The following is a 17444-nucleotide window of genomic DNA, read 5'->3' as shown; positions in this document are numbered from 1 at the left end:
CGCCAAAGGTTCCGCGGGGACCGTGCGGCGCGCGCCGGCCTAGCGACGCTGGCCCGGGCCCACCGACTCGCGGCGGAGCCCGGAGCGCGGGCCGCCCTGCTCCTGGGCGAACTGCACCGGCGTGCGCTTCAGGTCCGTGGCCAGGACCACGCCGTCGCCGTCGGGGTCGAGGATCGCGAAGCGGCGGTCGGCGGCGGCGCGCCACTCGGCGCGGGTGACCCGGTAGTCCAGGTCGGTGTCCGCACCGCGGATCGGGTGCGGCTCGTTGATGAGGCTGAAGGCGGCCGCGCCCAGGGCCCGGCTGTTCAGCTCGTTGCGGCCCAGCGCGCCGCCCATGCCGGGCATGCCGCCGCGGCCCATGCCCCGGCCCCCGCGCATGCCCGTCCCGCCGCCCGAGGCGATGCGCGCGATCTCCGGCACGAGCTCCTCTTCCCAGCGGGTGACCTCGGGCATGCCGACGACGCCGTCGTTGTCGGCGTCCAGGACCTTGAACCAGGCGTCGGCGTCGGCGCGGAACTCGGCGCGGGTGAGCTTGCCGTCGTGGTCGGCGTCGGCGGCGGCGAACCAGGCCGCGGACGGATAGGGCTGGCCCGGCGCGGCGCGGAACGGCTGGCCGGAGGGGCTGAGGAAGAGCTGGGCGCGGGGTCGCGGCGGCCCGGCGTCCTCGTCGTCGTCGCCGAAGCCCGGCGGCGGCCCGCCATGGCGTCCCGGCGGCCCGCCGCCGCCTCCGCCCATGCAGGCGGTGAGCAGCAGGGCGAGGCCTGCGATGCCGATGCTGCGCGCGACGCTCATGCCGAAGTCCCCGACGACCAAGGGCCCCAGCTTCCACGGCCAAAGCGGCGGCGCAATGTCGGCGCCGCCACAATCGCGCGATCAGTACGAGCCGAACGTCACCGCGTCGCCGCCCGCCGGCAGCTCGATGGTCATGCCGTCCTTGGCCAGCCGCCAGTCCAGCTTGCCGCCGTCGTCCATCCCGCGCGTGAAGGCCTCGGCGTTGAACAGCGGCAGGCCCGCCTGGGTGAGGTGGGTCAGCACCAGCGCCTTCACGCCCGCCGCGCGGGCGAGGTCGGCGGCCTCCACCGGCTCGGTGTGATAGGTCGTGGTGTCGGCCATCATCGAGCCCTGGCGTGCGTTGCCCATGCCGGTCAGCGCCTTCGACAGCGTCTGCATGAGCGCGTTGCTCTGGGCCTCGTGGATCAGCACGTCGGCGCCCTTCGCGGCCTCGGCCAGCGGCGGCCACTTGCGGGTGTCGCCGCTGATGACCACCGAGCGGCCCTTGTAGTCGAAGCGGTAGGCGAAGGCCGGAGTGACCGGATCGTGCGCGACGCGGATGGCGGTGACGGTCAGGTCGCCGTCCTTCCAGGCGACGGCCACGCCGTCCGGCTTCGGGATCGAGATCACCTTCGGCGCCAGCAGGCCCGCCGCGATCGGGAACCTGAACTCGCCCCGCTCGTGGTGGTCGCGGCGGAAGACGTGGTCGTTCTCGTAGGCGAGGTTGAAGCCCTTGGCGAGCTTGTCGACCCCGCTGGGGCCGATGAGCGGCAGCGCCTGCGCGCGACCCGCCACCCAGCTCTGCATGTTCATCTCGCCCAGGTCGCCGATGTGGTCGGAGTGCAGGTGGGTGATGAACACCGCCTTCACCGTGGCCAGCGGCACGCGCCAGGTCATCAGGTTCTCGGTGGACTCCGGCCCGACGTCGACGAGATAGAGCGCGCCGCCGGCCTGGACCGCCGTGCAGGGCTTGGCGCGGTCGCGGATCGGCAGCGGTCCCGACGTGCCGCAGAAGATCACCCTGAGGCCGTCGAAAGCCTGCGCCTGCGCGGCGGCGGGCAGGGCGAGGGCGAGGGCCAGAAGGGCGGCGAACAGGCGGAGCATGGCGGGTCCTCGATAAAGTGACATGAACAGTGTCACTAGTTTCGGGCGCCATGTCTACATCATAGCCGCCAGCTATCAGGCGGCGGCCGTCGCCGGCCTTTCGGTGACAGCGGCCTTGGAGAGCTCGGCCATGGCCTTCACCAGCGGCGAGCGCCACCGTTCGGCCGTGGTCAGCATCCAGCAGGCGTAGGGCATGTCGAGCGTGCAGGAGATCCGCTGCAGGCGGCCGGCGGCGATCTCACGGTCGAACAGGAACGCCGCGCCGATCGCGATGGTGTCGGTGTCGAGGGCGCGCTGGATGATCAGGGCGTAGTCGTCGCTGGAGAAGGCGCGCAGGTTCTCGGCCTCCTCCCTCGAGAGCTCGCCGCCCCACTGCACGATCCCGGGCAGCACGTTCGGAATGGCGCAGGGGTGGCGCAGGACGTCCCGCGGACCCCCGTCCCGGAGCGCCAGCGCCGGGTGGCCCGGCCGCGCCACCATGATGACCTGGTCCTCGAACATCTTCTTGCGGATCAGGTCGCCGTAGCGGGCGGCGTGCTCGGAGTAGCCGAACGCGATGTCGACGCGACCGTCCTGCAGGGTGGTCATCACGCCCGGCCCGGTCTCCTGGATCGTCTCCACGTGCAGCTTCGGGAAGCGCACGGCGATGCGGCGCAGGAGTTCTGGCAGCGGCTTCAGGCGCGAGGCGGGGCCGACGGCGATGCGGATCTTGCCTTCCTCGCCGCGCGCAAGCTGCTCCAGGTCGCGGGAGAGGGCGGAGACGCCCTGCAGCAGGGCCTCGGCCCGCTGGGCGACGAAGGCGCCGTAGGCGGTGGGCCGCGCCGCGCCGTTCGAGCGCTCGAACAGCTTCAGCGAGAGCTGCGCCTCCAGCCGCGCGATGCTCTTCGACAGCGTCGGCTGCGAGATCTGCAGCTTGCGCGCGGCTCCGGAAAACCCGCCGGCGCGGCAGATTTCGAGAATCTGTTCGAGGTGACGCAGCTCCATGCCCCGCGGCTATAGCACTGTGCCTGCCGCCTGTGCAGATGATTGCGCCGCTTGCCGCTAGCGTCGGCGCCGACAGTGAGGAGTTCCCCATGAAGCGCGCCGCCCTGATCACGCTCGCCGCCGCCACGGTCGGCCTCGCCCCGCACGCCGCGGCGGCCGCGCCGGCCCCGAAGCCGAACGTCATCGTGATCCTGGCCGACGACCTCGGCTACGGCGACACCGCCGTCTACGGCTCGAAGATCGTGAAGACGCCGAACATCGACGCGCTGGCGGCCGACGGCGTGCGCTTCACCCAGGGCTACGTGACCCACCCGGTCTGCTCCCCGTCGCGGGCGGCGATCCTGACCGGCCGCTACCAGCAGCGCTTCGGCTGGGAGTTCAATCCGGTGGGCCGCGACCGCACGGGCGGCGTCTCGCGCGGCGAGGCGTTCATCGGCCAGATCATGAAGTCGGCGGGCTACCGCACCGGCATGGTCGGCAAGTGGCACCTGGGCGCGGCGGACGGCTACCAGCCCCTGGACCGCGGCTTCGACGAGTTCTTCGGCACGACCGCCGGCGCCACCGCCTTCATGACCGAGATGCAGCCCGGCGACGAGAGCCACACGCCGAAGGGCTCGGAAGGCTCGTACCGCACGACGGTCCAGGACCCGCTGGGCCCCGGCGCCACCGAGGACCAGCGCATGGCCTTCGTCCGCGAAAAGGCGCCGATCCAGCGCGGCCGCGACGTCGTCCAGGTCAAGGAATACCTCACCGACGCCTTCACGGACGAAGCCGTCCGCTTCATCGGCGCCAACAAGGACAAGCCGTTCTTCCTGTACCTCGCCTACAACGCCCCGCACACGCCGCTGCAGGCCACGAAGAAGTACGTCGACCGCTACAGGGACGTGCCCGACAAGGGCCAGCGCGTCTACGCGGCCATGGTCTCGGCCGTGGACGACGGCGTGGGCGCGGTCCGCGCCAAGCTGAAGGCCGAGGGTATCGACCGCAACACGCTGATCGTCTTCCTCTCCGACAACGGCTGCGCGAGCTACATCCAGGGCGCCTGCTCCAACGCGCCGCTGAGCGGCTTCAAGGGCACGCACCTGGAGGGCGGCGTGCGGGTGCCCTACATCGTGACCTGGCCGGGCGCCATCGCGGGCGGCCGCGTCGACAACCGCATGGTCTCGACCCTCGACCTGGTCCCCACGGCCGCGGCGCTCGCGGGGGCGAAGCTGCCCAAGGGCACGGACGGGGTGAGCCTGATGCCGTACCTCAAGGACGCGGACGGCAGGATCCCGAACCCCACGGTCTACTGGCGCGCGGGCCCCAACTTCGCGATCCGCGACGGCGACTGGAAGATGTGGGTCGCCAACATCGCCGACCCGTCCGAGGACGCGAGCCAGGAGGCCGGCGTCACGCCCGACGGCACGCACGCGGTGATCTCGCCGCACGGCCAGCACGTGATGCTCTACGACCTGGCGAAGGACCCGCGCGAGCTGACCAACGTCGCCGCGGCGAATCCGCAGGTGGTGGCGCGCCTGAAGGCCAAGCTCGCCGCCTGGGACAAGGCCAACGTCGCGCCGCAGTGGACCAGCATGCGCCAGTCGGTGCGCCGCCAGGACGGGCAACTGCTGAAGATCTACGACTGAGGCGCGCGTCCTCCCGTCGTCCCGCGGCCTGGCCGCGGGACCTGGCGCGGGCTCCCGGCGCGGCGATGCCAGCATAGCTTGCGGCTATCCGGGGATGGCGTGGCGGGCCGGCGCGCTCTGTGCGAGGGTTCCCGTGGATGCAGAAGCCATACATCGCCGCCAACGACGAGATCGCAGGACCGCGCACCGAGCGCGAGGCCGAACGCCGCGAGCACTTCATGCGCGTGGCCGCCGCGGTCTTCCGCCGGCACGGCCTGGGCCGCGCCACGATGGAGCAGGTCGCCGCGGCGGCGGGCGTGACCAAGGTGGTGCTCTATCGCCGCTTCCCCTCGAAGGACGCCCTGATCCAGGCGATCTTCGCCGAGACCGTGCGGCGGCTGAAGGCGCAGGACGACAAGCCGTGGACGGGCTACGGCGGCGGCATGCGCAAGTCCCTCGAGGCGGCCCGCTCGTTCGAGGACGGCTACATCCTGCTGGTCCGGCACGGCAACCAGCACCCCGCCTACCGGGCGGCCTATGAGGCGGTGCGCAGCCGCGTGGCCGGGCGCCTGCGGGGCCTGCTCTGGTATCCGGAACGCCCGCCGCCGCGATCCGAGCGTCCGGCCATGCTGGACGTGTCGCTTGAGCCGATGATCTCCTACTGCAACGACTGCCTGGCCTACTGGGTCGAGCGCGGCGATCCCGACAAGGACGAGCAGTTCCTGCACGGGCACGGCCAGATGATCCGCGCCTGGCGCCACAACGCCGCCGAACTCCTGAACCTGGATTCGCCTGAGCAGGAGTGGCCGTTCGACACCGAGGGTTTGTTGCCGTGAGCATGAGGAAGACACCGATGGTCAACCGCCGAGACGCCATCCTGGCCGCGGGCGCCGCCGCCGCGGCCGCCACGCCCGCGCTGGGGCAGTCGATCGCCGCTCCGCCCGTGCCGCAGAAGCACGCGAAGTTCGCCGCCGAGATCGCGGCCGCGCAGGACAGGCTCGACGCCTTCATGAAGGCCTTCAACGCCCGCGACCTGCAGGCCTTCGAGGCCACCTTCAACTTCCCGCACGTGCGCTTCGCGTCCGGGACGGTGACGATCATCAACCCCGGCTACCACAAGCCCGAGATGTTCGGCCGCGGCGCGCTGACCGACTGGGACCACTCGGCCTGGGACCGCCGCGACGTGATCCACGCCGGCGCCGACAAGGTTCACATCGACACGCGCTTCAGCCGCTACCGCAAGGACAACAGCCTGATCGGCGGCTTCGATTCCATCTATATCGTGACGCGGCTGGACGGCCGCTGGGGCATCCAGGGCCGCTCGTCCTTCGCCCCCTGAGCTGAGGGCGCACAGCCTTTCGGCGCGGCATGCGCCGCAGGCGCGCTATTTCAACCCCGAAGGACACGAAGGACACCAAGGGTCCGAGAAGCGCTGCGCTCGCCTCATCCGCGTCGCCTTCGTGTTCTTCGTGATCTTCGTGGTTGAATCTACACGGCGCTGACGCGCCCCAGACGTCGACAGGTTCGCGCAACCCTTCACATGCGGATCGGGCCTAGCGCGTGATCCGCCAGATCGAGTTGTCGCCGTCCGCGGCGACGTAGACCGCGCCCGAACCGCCGATGGCGACGCCGCCCCAGGGCGCGGCGGCGACATGGCCCAGCGGCAGGTCCCTGGCGAGAACCGTGCGCTTGCCGTCGGCCGCCACCTCGATCACCGACTTCGCGCCGGAGTCGAGGACGATCAGGCTCCCGTCGGGGCGCACGGCGACGGCGCGCGGCTTTGCGAATCCCGCCGCGGCCTCGGTGACGGCGCCGGACCTGAGGTCGATCCGCACGACGCGTCCGGCGTCCCGCTCGACGACGAAGGCGGTGTCGTCCGGCCCGGCCGCGAGGCTCACGGCGGTCTTCAGGCCGCTCGCCACCTTGATGCGCGCGTCGCCGGATGCGCGGACCAGGTCGCCGTCGGCCAGCAGGATCAGCACGTCGCCGTTGGGCGCCCCGGCGACATCGGCGGCGGCTCCGCCCAGGTTCTCGATCAGCCCCACGCGCCGGCCCGCCCGGTCGCGGACGTCGATCCGGGGGCCGCCGACGAAGTAGACGCGGTCACCCTGCGCGCCGACCGACTGGGGGTTGCCGATGTCGTCGGAGTAGGAGCGGGCGATGTCGCGGATCTCGCCCGTGGCGCCATCGACCATCCGCATGGCGAACGAGTCGGCGACGTAGAGCGTGTCCTTCCCGCCCTCGCTGAGGACGGCGATGTCGGCGGCGTTGGAGAGGCCTGTCCGCTTCAGCACCTGCCGCAGCCCGCCCGTCCGGACGTCGACCTCCTCGATGCCGTTGTCGACCATGTTGGAGATGAAGAGGCGGTCCCCCTTGCCGAACTCCATGTTGTCCAGCGACGGCTTGAGCTGGGCCACCTTGGTCTTGGCCCCGGTCGCGATGTCGATCCGGTAGAGGACGCCCACCTTGGTGTCGATGGCGTAGAGGTTGTCCTTCGAGTCGAACTTGACGGCGGCCGGAGTCTGCAGCCCCTCGGCGATCACCTTCAGGTCGCCGGTCTGCGGATCGATCCGCGCGACCTGGCCCTTGAACCAGAGCGGGCCGTAGAGCGCGCCGTCCGGCCCGACGGCGAAGCTGTTGAAGCCGCCCACGGGGCCGGTGATCCTGCGCGGCGGCGCCTTGCCCGATGCGTCCAGCTCCCAGACGCCGTCGCCGGCGAAGACCTGGCCGAGATAGAGATGCCTGCCGTCCCGGCTGAACGCGACCGAGTTCGCGCCCGGCATGTCCTTCGCCAGCACTTCGACGGGGCCATCTCCGCGGCGGGTGTAGACGATCCCCTGGCTGATCGCGGTCCACACCACCTGGCCGCCGGGACCGAAGGCGATGTCGTCGGCCATGCCCTTCGGAGGCCCCTCGACGACCCGCACCGCGCCGGTCTCGACGTCCACGGCATAGAGCGTCTGGCCGATCACGCTTCCGGCGTAGAGTTCGCCGCCGGGCGCGAAGCGGATCCCGTGAACCCCGTGGAAATGCGAGCCCGGCGTGATCTGCGTGACCGTCTGCGCCGTCGCCGCGCCGGCGGCGACGAGAAGCGCCGCGGAGGCGGCGAGGGCTGTGGAGCGCATGGCGCGGCCTTTCGGTCAGGTCCCGATCGGGACCAGGAGCGTGCTGTCGTTCCAGGTGTCGCGGGTGATCTCGGAGCGGCGGCGGAAGGCGGCCATGGCCTCGGTCGACGGGTCGCGCGATTTCTCCCAGACGCCGTGGTCGCCATAGCGGGTGATCAGCAGGATGCGCTGGACGCCCTCGCGGGTGTCCGCGGCCGACCGCTCCGCGGCGAACAGGCCGAAGATCCTCGCATCGAACTTGCGCTCGAAGTCGGTCCAGCCCTGGCCGGAAAGCTGAAGGAATTCGGGGACGTCGCCGGTCTCCACGACGAACCAGCGATGCACGTGGATCCCGCCCGGCTCGGGCCGGGCCGCGTCGTTCGGCCGCAGGGTGGGCGTGAGGCGGCTGCGCTGGGCGGCGCGCACGCCGCTTCCGGCGCTCAGCGCCTGGATCTCCGATTCCCGGGGCCGGGCGTTCTCGGGCCAGCGCACGAGGAGCGCGGCCTGCCGCGCGGTCCAGCCGATCTGCGGCGTGAAGAGGCCGAGCACCTCGCCGCCCGCCGCTTCGATCGCCGGCAGTCGCGCCTTCACCCTCTCGGCGTAGGGGCGCGTCGGGGGCGTCCCCTTCGGCGCCTCGAGGTCGAGGAAGATGTAGTCGTACACGGCCTTGCCCTCCGCCGCCCGGGCGGCCGGGGCGGCCCCCGGGGCTGCCAGCGCCGCACCGGCGCCGACGATCCAGCACCTGCGGTTCATCGCCATCATGCCCGACCTTCCCGCCGCTGCTTCGCGCGCGTCAAGAGTCCCGTCCGGCTATGGTCCCAAGCCTTGCGGGCATTGGAAATCGCCGTTCCGCGTCGCTAGCGTCAGCGTGGACTGTCACCCGCGGGTAACGGCGTTCCGCACCGGCCGCGTCATTCAGAAATCCTGTGGGCGACACGACATTATTCCTAGAATAAAAACCTAGCCAAGGCCTCCGGTTCGAGGGGCCGGCACGCGAGAGGGGATACCCAGATGAATCAACGGACCTTGCTGCTGCGGGTGTCGGTCGCGGCGCTCTGCTGCGCCGTCGCGGCGCCCGCGTTCGCCCAGACGGGCGGCGACGAAACCCAGGTGGAGGAGCTGACGGTCACGGCGCGCAAGCGCGAAGAGAAGCTGCGCGACGTTCCGGTGGCCGCCACCGCGCTCGGCGTGGAGGACATCCGCGACCAGGGCGGCCTCGCCAACGCCCAGCAACTGCTGGGCAACTCGCCCGGCGTGAACTTCGCGAACACGTCGAACGCGCTGACCTCGGACGTCTCGATCCGTGGCTCGGGCACCTCGCGCGCCACCAATGCCGAGGCCGGCGTCGGCCTCTTCCGCAACGGCGCGTTCATCGGTGGCGGCAACGTCGCGGGCCGCACGTTCAGCGGCATCGACCTCTTCGACATCCAGCGCGTGGAGGTCCTGCGCGGCGTGCAGGGCGGCCTCGGCGGCCGCAACGCCTCGGGCGGCACGATCAACGTCGTCACGGCCCGGCCGACCGACAAGGTGGAAGGCTACGTCCTCGGCACGGTCGGCTCGAACCAGAAGCACGAAGTCGAGATGGCGGTGAACCTGCCCATCACCGACAACTGGTCCACGCGCTTCAGCATGGCGCTGGGCGAGCAGGAAAAGGGCTTCTACCACCTCTACACGATCGACCGGTATGCAGACGCCACCACCCGCCAGTTCTTCCGCGGGCAGGTCCGCTACAACAACGGGCCGTTCACCGCGAACCTGATGCTGGAGCGCGCGAACGAGAACACGCCCGGCCTGATCTACCAGGTGGTGACGCTCGCCAACGCGAACTTCCCGCAGGGCTATTTCACCGACAAGTACGAGTCGCCGTGGAACACCGACTCCACCGGCAAGCAGCGGCTCAGCAACCTCGAGTTCACCACCGAGACCGACCTCGGCTGGGCGACGCTGTCGACGATCGTCAACCTGCGCGACCGCCGCGGCCAGAACCAGTACGACCGCGACGCGCTCTCCCGTCAGTTCTTCGACGAGCTGGCGGCGATCCCGGGCCGGGTTTCGGCCTCCGGCCTCAACGCCATCCGCACCAACGACTACAACCAGGGCGGCGCCCAGATCGACCACGCCCGCCTCAGCTACTACGACGCCCACCTCGTCGGCGACACGAGCGGCGTCAACTGGGTGCTCGGGGGCGAATGGTATCTGCTCAACGACACCACCTCCAACATCCTCGGCAAGACGCCGACGGCGGCCAGCAACAACTTCGGGACGATCACCCGCGGCCGGTCGCGCTACTCGTCCTACGCGGTCTACGGCTCGGCGGACTATAACCTGACCGAGCAACTGAAGCTCTCGGGCGACCTGCGCTACACGCACGACGACCGCACGTTCTTCGCGCGGCAGTTCCTGTTCGTGACCGACACGCCGAACGGCGGCGCGAACGTCAACCCGAACGGCGCGCGGAAGCAGGACAACATCTCGTACACGGCGACGGTCGCCTACAAGCCCACGTCGCTGATGATGGTGTACGCCAAGATCGGCTCGGCCTACCGGGCCGGCGGCTTCAACGGCAACCTGGGCGACCCCCGCCAGGATCCGGCGCTCGCGCCGCCGACCGAGTTCGACAACGAGACGGTCACCGCCTACGAGGTCGGCTTCAAGGGCAACCTGGCGAGCAACATCTACGTCACGGCCGCCGGCTACTCCAACCACTACAAGAACCTGGTGATCCAGGGCGACAACGGGTGCCGCGCCAACAACCCGGCCTGCCCCGTGCAGGCGACGTCCTACGCCTTCAACGCCGGTCCGGCGACGCTCTGGGGCATCGAGGCCGAGGCGACGATGCGCGCCGCGGTGGCGGGCGGGAACCTGCGGGTCACCGTCGGCGGCTCGCGCCAGGGCGGCCACGTGAAGGGCGGCCGCTTCGCCGGCTACAAGCAGCCGCAGCAGCCCAAGTGGACCCAGACCTTCACCGTCAACTACCGCCACGACATCACCGACGGCGTCAGCGGCTACGTGAACATCAACGGCAACGCCCGCCAGGGCGGCGTGCAGGAGGCCAACCAGACCACGCTCCTGCACGACTACGTGTTGTTCAACGTGCGCACGGGCGTGAGCTGGAGCCACTACGACCTGACCGCCTTCGTGAACAACGCGGGCCAGGAGAACTACCTGGTGTTCCATGCGCCGTCGGCGACCGGCGACGTGCGCCGGTACAACCTGCCGCGCACCTGGGGCGCTCAGCTCCGCTTCACCTGGTAGCGGGCATGAAACCTGCTGCGCTGGTCGTCGCCGCGCTCGCCGCCGTCTGCGTGACGGCGGCGTCGTCGAGGGCCGCCCCGGCCACCGCAACCGCCGGGGCGGCCGCGCGAACCGCGGTGGAGGTCCGCTACGGCGAGTGGGTCGATCCGGCCCGCGGCGGGCGCAAGGTGCCCTACAAGCTCTACCTGCCGGCGGGGACGGGGCCGTTCCCGCTGGTGATCCACAGCCACGGCCTGGGCGGCAGCCGCGAGGCCTCGACCTACATCCTGACGGCGGTGGCCGAGGCCGGCTATGTGGTGGCGGCCGTGCAGCATGCGGGCTCGGACAGCGGGCTCATGATGGGCGGCGTGCGGCCGGGCGACGAGGCGGGCGTGGTGGCGGCCGGCCGTGCGGGCATGACGGCCGACGCCGCGCGCGGCCGCTATGGCGACATCCCGTTCGCGCTGGACCGGATCGCCGCGGACCCGGCGCTGAAGGGCAAGGTCGACATGGGCCGCATCGGCATGTCGGGCCATTCGTACGGCGCGCTGTCGACCCTGACCGCGGTGGGCCAGCGCATCCCGGCGCTGCCGAACGACACCAGCTTCCAGGAGCCCCGGATCAAGGCCGCCATCGCCTACAGCCCCAACAAGCCGCTCGGCGACGATCCGCGGGCGGCCGACGCGCGGATCAGGACGCCGATGCTGCACTTCACCGGCACGGCCGACGTGACCCCCTTCGACCGCGAGAAGACGCCCTTCGAGCGGACGACGCCGTTCCAGGCGATCCAGGGCGTCGACCAGTTCCTGATCATCCTCGACGGCGCCGACCATGCGCTGTTCGGCGGACGTCGCGCGCAGACCGGGCAACTGAAGCCCATCGACCCGCCGCAGATGGAGATCGTGAAGGCCGAGACGGTGCGGTTCTGGGACGCCTACCTCAAGGGCGAGAAGGCGGCGCTGGCCGCCGAGTGCGACCTGCCGAAGCGGATCGCCGGGGCCGGGACCGCATACACCAAGGCTATGCGGTGCGGACCGCCGACCCCCATCGAAACCGTCGAGGGCCTGCGGTAGCCTCGGGGACATGAGCGAACAGGTCCGAGCTTCCCGCCGCGCCGTGCTGGGCGCCCCTCTTCTGGCCGCCGGGGCCGTCACCGCCGCGGCCGCCGCGCCGGTCGCCGCCGCCGACGAGGCGGAGGCCAGGCGCATCCTTGAGCGCTACTACGGCTACGGCGTGAAGGCCTCGGGCGGGCCGGGCGACACCGCCGCCGGCGAGTGGCTCGAGGGCGAACTGAAGGCGCTGGGCTACGTCACCGCCCGCCACGTCATCGAGACTCCCGCCTACGACGGCGAGGCGACCCTGACCTGCGGCGCGGCGAAGGCCGACCTGATCCCGCAGGCCCACGTGCGGACGACGCCGGGCGTCACCGCGCCGCTCAGCCTGGAGGGGGCGGGCATCTCGCTCCTGGTGCTGCCCTATGCGCGCTGGTCCACGGCCAAGGGCGAGGTCGCGCGGCGCGTGAACGCATGCTTCGCCAAGGGCGCCCAGGCCGTGGTGATCGTGACCACCGGGCCGACCGGCGAGGCGCTGGCGCTCAACGCGCCGGTGGACGCCCCGCTGTTCGACCGCCCGGTCGCGGTGCTGGCGCCCAAGGCCGCGGAGCCGTTCGTGCAGGCGGCGGCGCGTGGCGAGACGGCGACGATCGCGATCCCGGGCCGGTCCTATCGCCGCCCGGCGTTCAACGTCACGGGCCGGCTGGACCGCAAGGCGGCGAAGTGGCTGGTGATCTCGACGCCGCGCTCCGGGTGGTTCACCTGCGCGGGCGAGCGCGGCACGGGGGTGGCGGCCTGGCTGATGCTGGCGAAATGGGCCGCGACGGCGAAGCTTCCGGTGAACGTCGCCGTCATCGCCACCACCGGCCACGAGTACGAGTACGCCGGCGGCGAGGCCTTCATCCACGCGCTCGCGCCGAAGCCCGGGGAGACCGCGCTCTGGGCGCACCTGGGGGCCAACGTCGCCGCGCGCGACTGGCACGAGCGGGGCCCGTTGCTGTCGCCGCTGCCCAGCGCCGACCCGCAGCGCTTCCTGCTGGTGAGCCCGCCGCTGCTCGAGGCGTCGCAGGCGGCGTTCAAGGGCCAGCCCGGCCTGGAGCAGGTCTATCCGACCGATCCGCAGCATGCGGCGGGCGAACTCGCGAGCATCATGACCGCCGGATACGAGCCGGTGATGGGCATCTTCGGCAGCCACCGCTACCACCATGCGCGCAACGACGACCTGCGCTGCGTCGAGCCGGCGCTGGTTCCCCCCGTGGCGGCGGCGTTCGCCCGGGTGATGGCGCGCGCGCTGAAGGCGTAGGGGGCCGCGGCGGTGTTCCAGTAAGGCGAGCAGCGGCTTAAGAACGGCGGGATGAGCGAAGACGACCACCCTTCCGCCAAGCAGATGGCCTCGCCGACGTACCGGCTGGCCTCGCTGGACCCCGACTTCATCCTGCAGCACAGCCAGCGCGGCGTGCGCCTGATGCTGGAATTCTCCAAGTGCGACGAGGCCCTGCGCGCCTGGAGCGTGCGCTCCACCATCGTCGTGTTCGGCTCGGCGCGCATCCGCGAGGACGGCTCGGACGATCACCGCCGCTGGTACGCCGCGGCGCGCAGGTTCGGCGAGATCGCCTCGCGCGAGGGCGGGGCGCTGCTGTCGCCCACCCAGGAGCGCCACAACGTGATCTGTACCGGCGGCGGCCCGGGGATCATGGAGGCCGCCAACCGCGGCGCGACCGACGTGGGCGCGCCCTCCATCGGCCTCAACATCACCCTGCCGCACGAGCAGTACCCGAACAGCTACTCGACGCCCGAGCTGACCTTCCGCTTCCACTACTTCGCGGTCCGCAAGATGCACCTGGCGATGCGGGCCACGGCGCTCGTGGTGTTCCCGGGCGGCTTCGGCACGCTGGACGAGCTGTTCGAGATCCTGACCCTGCGCCAGACCGACAAGAGCCAGCCGATCCCCATCGTCCTGTTCGACCAGGCCTACTGGCGCTCCATCATCAACTTCGAGGCGCTGATCGCCCGGGGCATGATCGCCGAGGCCGACCTCGGCCTCTTCCGCTTCGCCGAGACCGCCGAGGAGGTCTGGCAGTGCCTGCTGGATGGCGGCCTGAAGCCCTATCGGCAACCGGATTGGGATCCGAACCCGCACGACCCCTGACCTTGGCCCTGAACTTGGCCCCGAGCGGCTTGCGCATCGCGGCGCTGCGGCGCCAACTGCCGGGCCGCAGCTTCGGAGCTCACATGGAAATCGGCGTCTTCATCCCGATCGGCAACAACGGCTGGCTCATCTCGACCACCTCGCCGCAGTACATGCCGAGCTTCGAGCTCAACAAGGCGATCGTCCAGAAGGCCGAGCGCTACGGGCTCGACTTCGCGCTTTCGATGATCAAGCTGCGCGGCTTCGGCGGGAAGAGCGAGTTCTGGGAGCACAACCTCGAGAGCTTCACCCTGATGGCGGGCCTGGCGGCCGTGACCTCGCAGATCAAGCTGTTCGCCACCGTGGCGACGCTGACCATCCCGCCGGCCATCGTGGCGCGCATGGCGTCCACCATCGACTCGATCGCGCCGGGCCGCTTCGGCATCAACCTGGTCACCGGCTGGCAGAAGGCCGAGTACGACCAGATGGGCCTGTGGCCGGGCGAGAGCCACTATTCCGACCGCTACAACTACCTCGCCGAGTACGCGACGGTGCTGAAGGGCCTGATGGAGACCGGCGTCTCCGACTTCAAGGGCAAGTACCTGACGATGAACGACTGCCGGGTCTCGCCGAAGCCGACGCCGGGCGTGAAGATCATCTGCGCGGGCTCGTCCGACGAGGGCCTGGCCTTCACCGCGCAGTACGCCGACTACTCGTTCGCGCTGGGGAAGGGGACCAACACGCCGACCGCCTTCGCGGGCGTGAACAGCCGCCTCGCCGCCGCCAAGGCCCGGACCGGCCGCGACGTGGCCGCCTACATCCTCTTCATGATCATCGCCGACGAGACCGACGAGAAGGCGCAGGCCAAGTGGCGGCTCTACCGCGACGGCGCCGACCAGGACGCGCTGGCCTGGCTGACCAACCAGGCCGCGCCGAACGCCCAGGGCGGCACCTCGAACACCAACACCACCCAGCTCGCCGCGCCGGAGTCGGCGGTGAACCTCAACATGGGCGCCCTGGTCGGGAGCTACGAGAGCATCGCGCGCATGCTGGACGAGGTGGCGGGCGTCCCCGAGACCGCCGGCGTCCTGCTGACCTTCGACGACTTCGTGCAGGGGGTCGAAGACTTCGGCGCGAAGATCCAGCCGCTGATGAAGAGCCGCCGGCATGTCCGCGCTTGACCTCACCTCCCCCGCGCAGCGGCGGGAGGGGGACCGTCGGCCGAGCGCAGCGGAGAGCCGATGGTGGAGGGGGCGAGCCGCAAGCTCTGCGCATCGACCGGACGCCCCTGGCTCAGCGGATGAGGCTCGCCTCCTCCACCAACCGCTCTACGGCCTTTGGCCTCGGCGGTCGGTCCCCCTCCCGCTGCTGCGCGGGGGAGGTGAGGGTGGAAGAGGCGAGGTGTGTCATGGATAGGCCCACCGTCCCCATCGCCGGCGCGGTGACCCTGCCGGCGCGGCCCGAGAACCTGCCGATCGACCCGAAGGCGACCGCGCTGATCGTCGTCGACATGCAGAACGCCTACGCCTCGCCCGGCGGCTACCTCGACATCGCCGGCTTCGACATCGGCGGCGCGGCGGCGGTGATCGAGAAGATCGCGGTGCTGGTCGAGGCCTCGCGGCGGGCGGGCGTGCAGATCGTGTTCTTCCAGAACGGCTGGGACCCCGACTATGTCGAGGCCGGCGGCGAGGGCTCGCCCAACTGGTGGAAGTCGAACGCGCTCAAGACCATGCGCGACAGGCCCGAACTCGACGGCACGCTGCTGGCCAAGGGCACCTGGGACCATGCGCTGGTCGACCGGCTGAAGCCGCGGAAGGGCGACATCGTCATCGAGAAGCCGCGCTACTCGGCCTTCTACAACACCGCGCTGGACTCGATGCTGCGGGCGCGCGGGATCAGGAACCTCGCCTTCTGCGGCATCGCCACCAACGTCTGCGTCGAGAGCACCCTGCGCGACGGCTTCCACCGCGAGTATTTCGGCGTGCTGATCGAGGACGCCACGCACCAGGCGGGCCCCGCCTTCCTGCAGGAGGCCACCGTCTTCAACGTCGAGCGGTTCTTCGGCTGGGTCTCGAACACCGCCGACTTCTGCGGCGCCGTCAGCCAGGCGCCGCCCGACTGAATTCCCTCGCCCGTCATCCCCCGGCTTGTCCGGGGGACCCATTGGGCTGCGAGTTTGCAGGGTTGGCTGGGCGCGGCGCCCCAACAATCGGGCTCACAGCCCAATGGGTGGCCCGGACAAGCCGGGCCATGACGAGTATGGGTGGGTTGAAGAAGGACACCGAGGACCGACATGCCCAAGACCGTCATCACCCCGCCGGGCACGCAGACGCCCATCGCGCCGTTCTCGCCGGGCACGCTGGCCGACGGCGTGGTCTACGTCTCCGGCACGCTGGCCTTCGACAAGGACAACGGGGTCGCCCACGTCGGCGACGCCGAGGCGCAGACGCGGCAGGTGCTGGAGACCATCAAGTCGGTCGTGGAGACCGCGGGCGGAACCATGGAAGACGTCACCATGAACCACATCTTCCTGAAGGACTGGGCCGACTACGCGGCCATGAACAAGGTCTATGCCGAGTACTTCCCGGGCGAGAAGCCGGCGCGGTTCTGCATCGTCTGCGGGCTCGTGCGGCCGGACTTCCTGGTCGAAATCGCCTCCATCGCCCACATCGGGAAGAAGTAGGATGACGCAGACGCTGAACGGCCGCACGGCCGAGTACGAGGTCGATCCGATCTTCCTGCAGCGCTGGTCGCCGCGCGCCTTCACCGGCGAGGCGATGCCGCACGAGGACCTGCTGCGCCTGTTCGAGGCCGCGCACTGGGCCCCCTCGGCGTTCAACGGCCAGCCCTGGCGGTTCGTCTACGCGCACCGCGACACGCCGGCGTGGGGCGTGCTGTTCGACCTTCTGATCCCCTACAACCAGAGCTGGGTGAAGAACGCCTCGGTCCTCATGTTCATCCTCTCGGACCGCTTCCGCCGCGTGGAGGGCCGCGATCCGGCGCCGGTGCGCAGCCACGCGTTCGACGCCGGCGCCGCCTGGGCCTACCTGGCGCTGGAGGCGAGCCGGATCGGCTGGGCGGCGCATGGCATGGCGGGCTTCGACCTGGCGCGGTCGTACGATGCGCTGGGCGTCGACGCCGACCAGCACGAGGTCCACGCCGCGATCGCCGTAGGGCGGATCGCCGATCCCGAGGTGCTGGACGAGGCCCTGCGCGCCCGCGAGGTCCCCAGCGGCCGCAACGCCATCGCCACCTTCGCCTTCGAAGGCAAGCTGGGCGGCTAGCCGCAGGCGCGCCCTTCTCCCCCCCGAACGTCATGGCCGGCCTTGTGCCGGCCACCCATGAACACCGATCCCGGCAGGCTCGCAGCGGCGCCCGCCGCGGGCCGCCTCCACGCGTCGGCGTGTCTGGATGGCCGGGACAGGCCCGGCCATGACGTTCCTTTGTGGAGGGCAGGCGC

16 protein-coding genes are annotated in these 17444 nt (G+C 70.9%); 11 read left to right on the top strand and 5 right to left on the bottom strand.

Going from position 1 to position 17444, the window contains the following annotated elements:
- Window positions 1-39: 39 nt before the first annotated feature.
- From KF737_RS14285 to KF737_RS14275, 3 genes are all read right to left on the bottom strand, one after another.
- Window positions 40-792, bottom strand: a complete 753-nt coding sequence (locus KF737_RS14285; RefSeq protein ID WP_296455962.1) for a hypothetical protein — start codon at window positions 790-792, stop codon at window positions 40-42.
- An 81-nt stretch (window positions 793-873) separates the two neighbouring features.
- On the bottom strand, window positions 874-1875 hold the full coding sequence (locus KF737_RS14280; protein ID WP_296455960.1) for an MBL fold metallo-hydrolase: 1002 nt from the start codon (window positions 1873-1875) through the stop codon (window positions 874-876).
- A gap of 75 nt (window positions 1876-1950) precedes the next feature.
- Window positions 1951-2859 carry a LysR family transcriptional regulator gene (locus KF737_RS14275; protein WP_296455957.1) on the bottom strand — a complete coding sequence of 303 codons (909 nt, stop codon included), beginning with the start codon at window positions 2857-2859 and terminating at the stop codon, window positions 1951-1953.
- Between the two features lie 89 nt (window positions 2860-2948).
- Between KF737_RS14275 and KF737_RS14270 the strand changes: the two genes are divergently transcribed.
- From KF737_RS14270 to KF737_RS14260, 3 genes are all read left to right on the top strand, one after another.
- Window positions 2949-4487 (top strand): sulfatase, encoded by a 1539-nt coding sequence (locus KF737_RS14270; protein ID WP_296455953.1) that lies wholly within the window; start codon window positions 2949-2951, stop codon window positions 4485-4487.
- Between the two features lie 137 nt (window positions 4488-4624).
- Window positions 4625-5302 (top strand): TetR/AcrR family transcriptional regulator, encoded by a 678-nt coding sequence (locus KF737_RS14265; RefSeq protein ID WP_296455951.1) that lies wholly within the window; start codon window positions 4625-4627, stop codon window positions 5300-5302.
- A gap of 17 nt (window positions 5303-5319) precedes the next feature.
- Window positions 5320-5805: a hypothetical protein gene (locus KF737_RS14260; RefSeq protein ID WP_296455948.1), complete on the top strand. Its 486-nt coding sequence runs from the start codon at window positions 5320-5322 to the stop codon at window positions 5803-5805.
- 214 nt (window positions 5806-6019) lie between these two features.
- Here the strand turns inward: KF737_RS14260 and KF737_RS14255 are convergent, their stop codons facing one another.
- Together KF737_RS14255 and KF737_RS14250 are read right to left on the bottom strand one after the other, a co-directional pair.
- A complete protein-coding gene (locus KF737_RS14255; protein WP_296455946.1) occupies window positions 6020-7591 on the bottom strand; it encodes an SMP-30/gluconolactonase/LRE family protein in 1572 nt (523 codons plus the stop codon).
- A 15-nt stretch (window positions 7592-7606) separates the two neighbouring features.
- Window positions 7607-8332, bottom strand: a complete 726-nt coding sequence (locus tag KF737_RS14250; RefSeq protein ID WP_296455943.1) for a hypothetical protein — start codon at window positions 8330-8332, stop codon at window positions 7607-7609.
- Window positions 8333-8581: 249 nt separating this feature from the next.
- Between KF737_RS14250 and KF737_RS14245 the strand changes: the two genes are divergently transcribed.
- The 8 genes from KF737_RS14245 (at window position 8582) to KF737_RS14210 (ending at window position 17268) form a co-directional block, all read left to right on the top strand.
- The gene (locus KF737_RS14245; protein WP_296455941.1) at window positions 8582-10825 is read left to right on the top strand and encodes a TonB-dependent receptor; all 2244 of its coding nucleotides are present in this window, start codon (window positions 8582-8584) and stop codon (window positions 10823-10825) included.
- Between the two features lie 5 nt (window positions 10826-10830).
- Window positions 10831-11877, top strand: a complete 1047-nt coding sequence (locus KF737_RS14240) for a hypothetical protein (protein ID WP_296455937.1) — start codon at window positions 10831-10833, stop codon at window positions 11875-11877.
- Window positions 11878-11887: 10 nt separating this feature from the next.
- Window positions 11888-13159 (top strand): hypothetical protein, encoded by a 1272-nt coding sequence (locus KF737_RS14235; protein ID WP_296455935.1) that lies wholly within the window; start codon window positions 11888-11890, stop codon window positions 13157-13159.
- Between the two features lie 51 nt (window positions 13160-13210).
- Window positions 13211-14005 (top strand): TIGR00730 family Rossman fold protein, encoded by a 795-nt coding sequence (locus KF737_RS14230; protein WP_296455932.1) that lies wholly within the window; start codon window positions 13211-13213, stop codon window positions 14003-14005.
- Between the two features lie 83 nt (window positions 14006-14088).
- Window positions 14089-15165 (top strand): pyrimidine utilization protein A, encoded by a 1077-nt coding sequence (rutA, locus tag KF737_RS14225; RefSeq protein ID WP_296455929.1) that lies wholly within the window; start codon window positions 14089-14091, stop codon window positions 15163-15165.
- A 227-nt stretch (window positions 15166-15392) separates the two neighbouring features.
- A complete protein-coding gene (gene rutB / locus KF737_RS14220) occupies window positions 15393-16106 on the top strand; it encodes a pyrimidine utilization protein B (RefSeq protein ID WP_296455924.1) in 714 nt (237 codons plus the stop codon).
- 171 nt (window positions 16107-16277) lie between these two features.
- Window positions 16278-16667, top strand: a complete 390-nt coding sequence (gene rutC / locus KF737_RS14215; protein ID WP_296455922.1) for a pyrimidine utilization protein C — start codon at window positions 16278-16280, stop codon at window positions 16665-16667.
- Between the two features lies 1 nt (window position 16668).
- Entirely contained in the window at window positions 16669-17268 is a 600-nt protein-coding gene (locus tag KF737_RS14210; RefSeq protein ID WP_296455919.1) for a nitroreductase family protein, read from the top strand.
- The last annotated feature ends 176 nt before the right edge of the window (window positions 17269-17444 follow it).

Source organism: Phenylobacterium sp., from assembly GCF_019636135.1.
Classification (GTDB): Bacteria; Pseudomonadota; Alphaproteobacteria; order Caulobacterales; family Caulobacteraceae; genus Phenylobacterium.
The sequence above is the reverse complement of the archived record's forward strand: the minus strand, read 5'-3'. Positions and strand labels throughout refer to the sequence as shown.

Bases quoted from the DNA above. Each gene is read 5' to 3' on its own strand.
- KF737_RS14285 (WP_296455962.1), bottom strand. From the start codon at position 792: ATGAGCGTCGCGCGCAGCATCGGCATCGCAGGCCTCGCCCTGCTGCTC.
- KF737_RS14280 (WP_296455960.1), bottom strand. From the start codon at position 1,875: ATGCTCCGCCTGTTCGCCGCCCTTCTGGCCCTCGCCCTCGCCCTGCCC.
- KF737_RS14275 (WP_296455957.1), bottom strand. From the start codon at position 2,859: ATGGAGCTGCGTCACCTCGAACAGATTCTCGAAATCTGCCGCGCCGGC.
- KF737_RS14270 (WP_296455953.1), top strand. From the start codon at position 2,949: ATGAAGCGCGCCGCCCTGATCACGCTCGCCGCCGCCACGGTCGGCCTC.
- KF737_RS14265 (WP_296455951.1), top strand. From the start codon at position 4,625: ATGCAGAAGCCATACATCGCCGCCAACGACGAGATCGCAGGACCGCGC.
- KF737_RS14260 (WP_296455948.1), top strand. From the start codon at position 5,320: ATGGTCAACCGCCGAGACGCCATCCTGGCCGCGGGCGCCGCCGCCGCG.
- KF737_RS14255 (WP_296455946.1), bottom strand. From the start codon at position 7,591: ATGCGCTCCACAGCCCTCGCCGCCTCCGCGGCGCTTCTCGTCGCCGCC.
- KF737_RS14250 (WP_296455943.1), bottom strand. From the start codon at position 8,332: ATGATGGCGATGAACCGCAGGTGCTGGATCGTCGGCGCCGGTGCGGCG.
- KF737_RS14245 (WP_296455941.1), top strand. From the start codon at position 8,582: ATGAATCAACGGACCTTGCTGCTGCGGGTGTCGGTCGCGGCGCTCTGC.
- KF737_RS14240 (WP_296455937.1), top strand. From the start codon at position 10,831: ATGAAACCTGCTGCGCTGGTCGTCGCCGCGCTCGCCGCCGTCTGCGTG.
- KF737_RS14235 (WP_296455935.1), top strand. From the start codon at position 11,888: ATGAGCGAACAGGTCCGAGCTTCCCGCCGCGCCGTGCTGGGCGCCCCT.
- KF737_RS14230 (WP_296455932.1), top strand. From the start codon at position 13,211: ATGAGCGAAGACGACCACCCTTCCGCCAAGCAGATGGCCTCGCCGACG.
- rutA (WP_296455929.1), top strand. From the start codon at position 14,089: ATGGAAATCGGCGTCTTCATCCCGATCGGCAACAACGGCTGGCTCATC.
- rutB (WP_296455924.1), top strand. From the start codon at position 15,393: ATGGATAGGCCCACCGTCCCCATCGCCGGCGCGGTGACCCTGCCGGCG.
- rutC (WP_296455922.1), top strand. From the start codon at position 16,278: ATGCCCAAGACCGTCATCACCCCGCCGGGCACGCAGACGCCCATCGCG.
- KF737_RS14210 (WP_296455919.1), top strand. From the start codon at position 16,669: ATGACGCAGACGCTGAACGGCCGCACGGCCGAGTACGAGGTCGATCCG.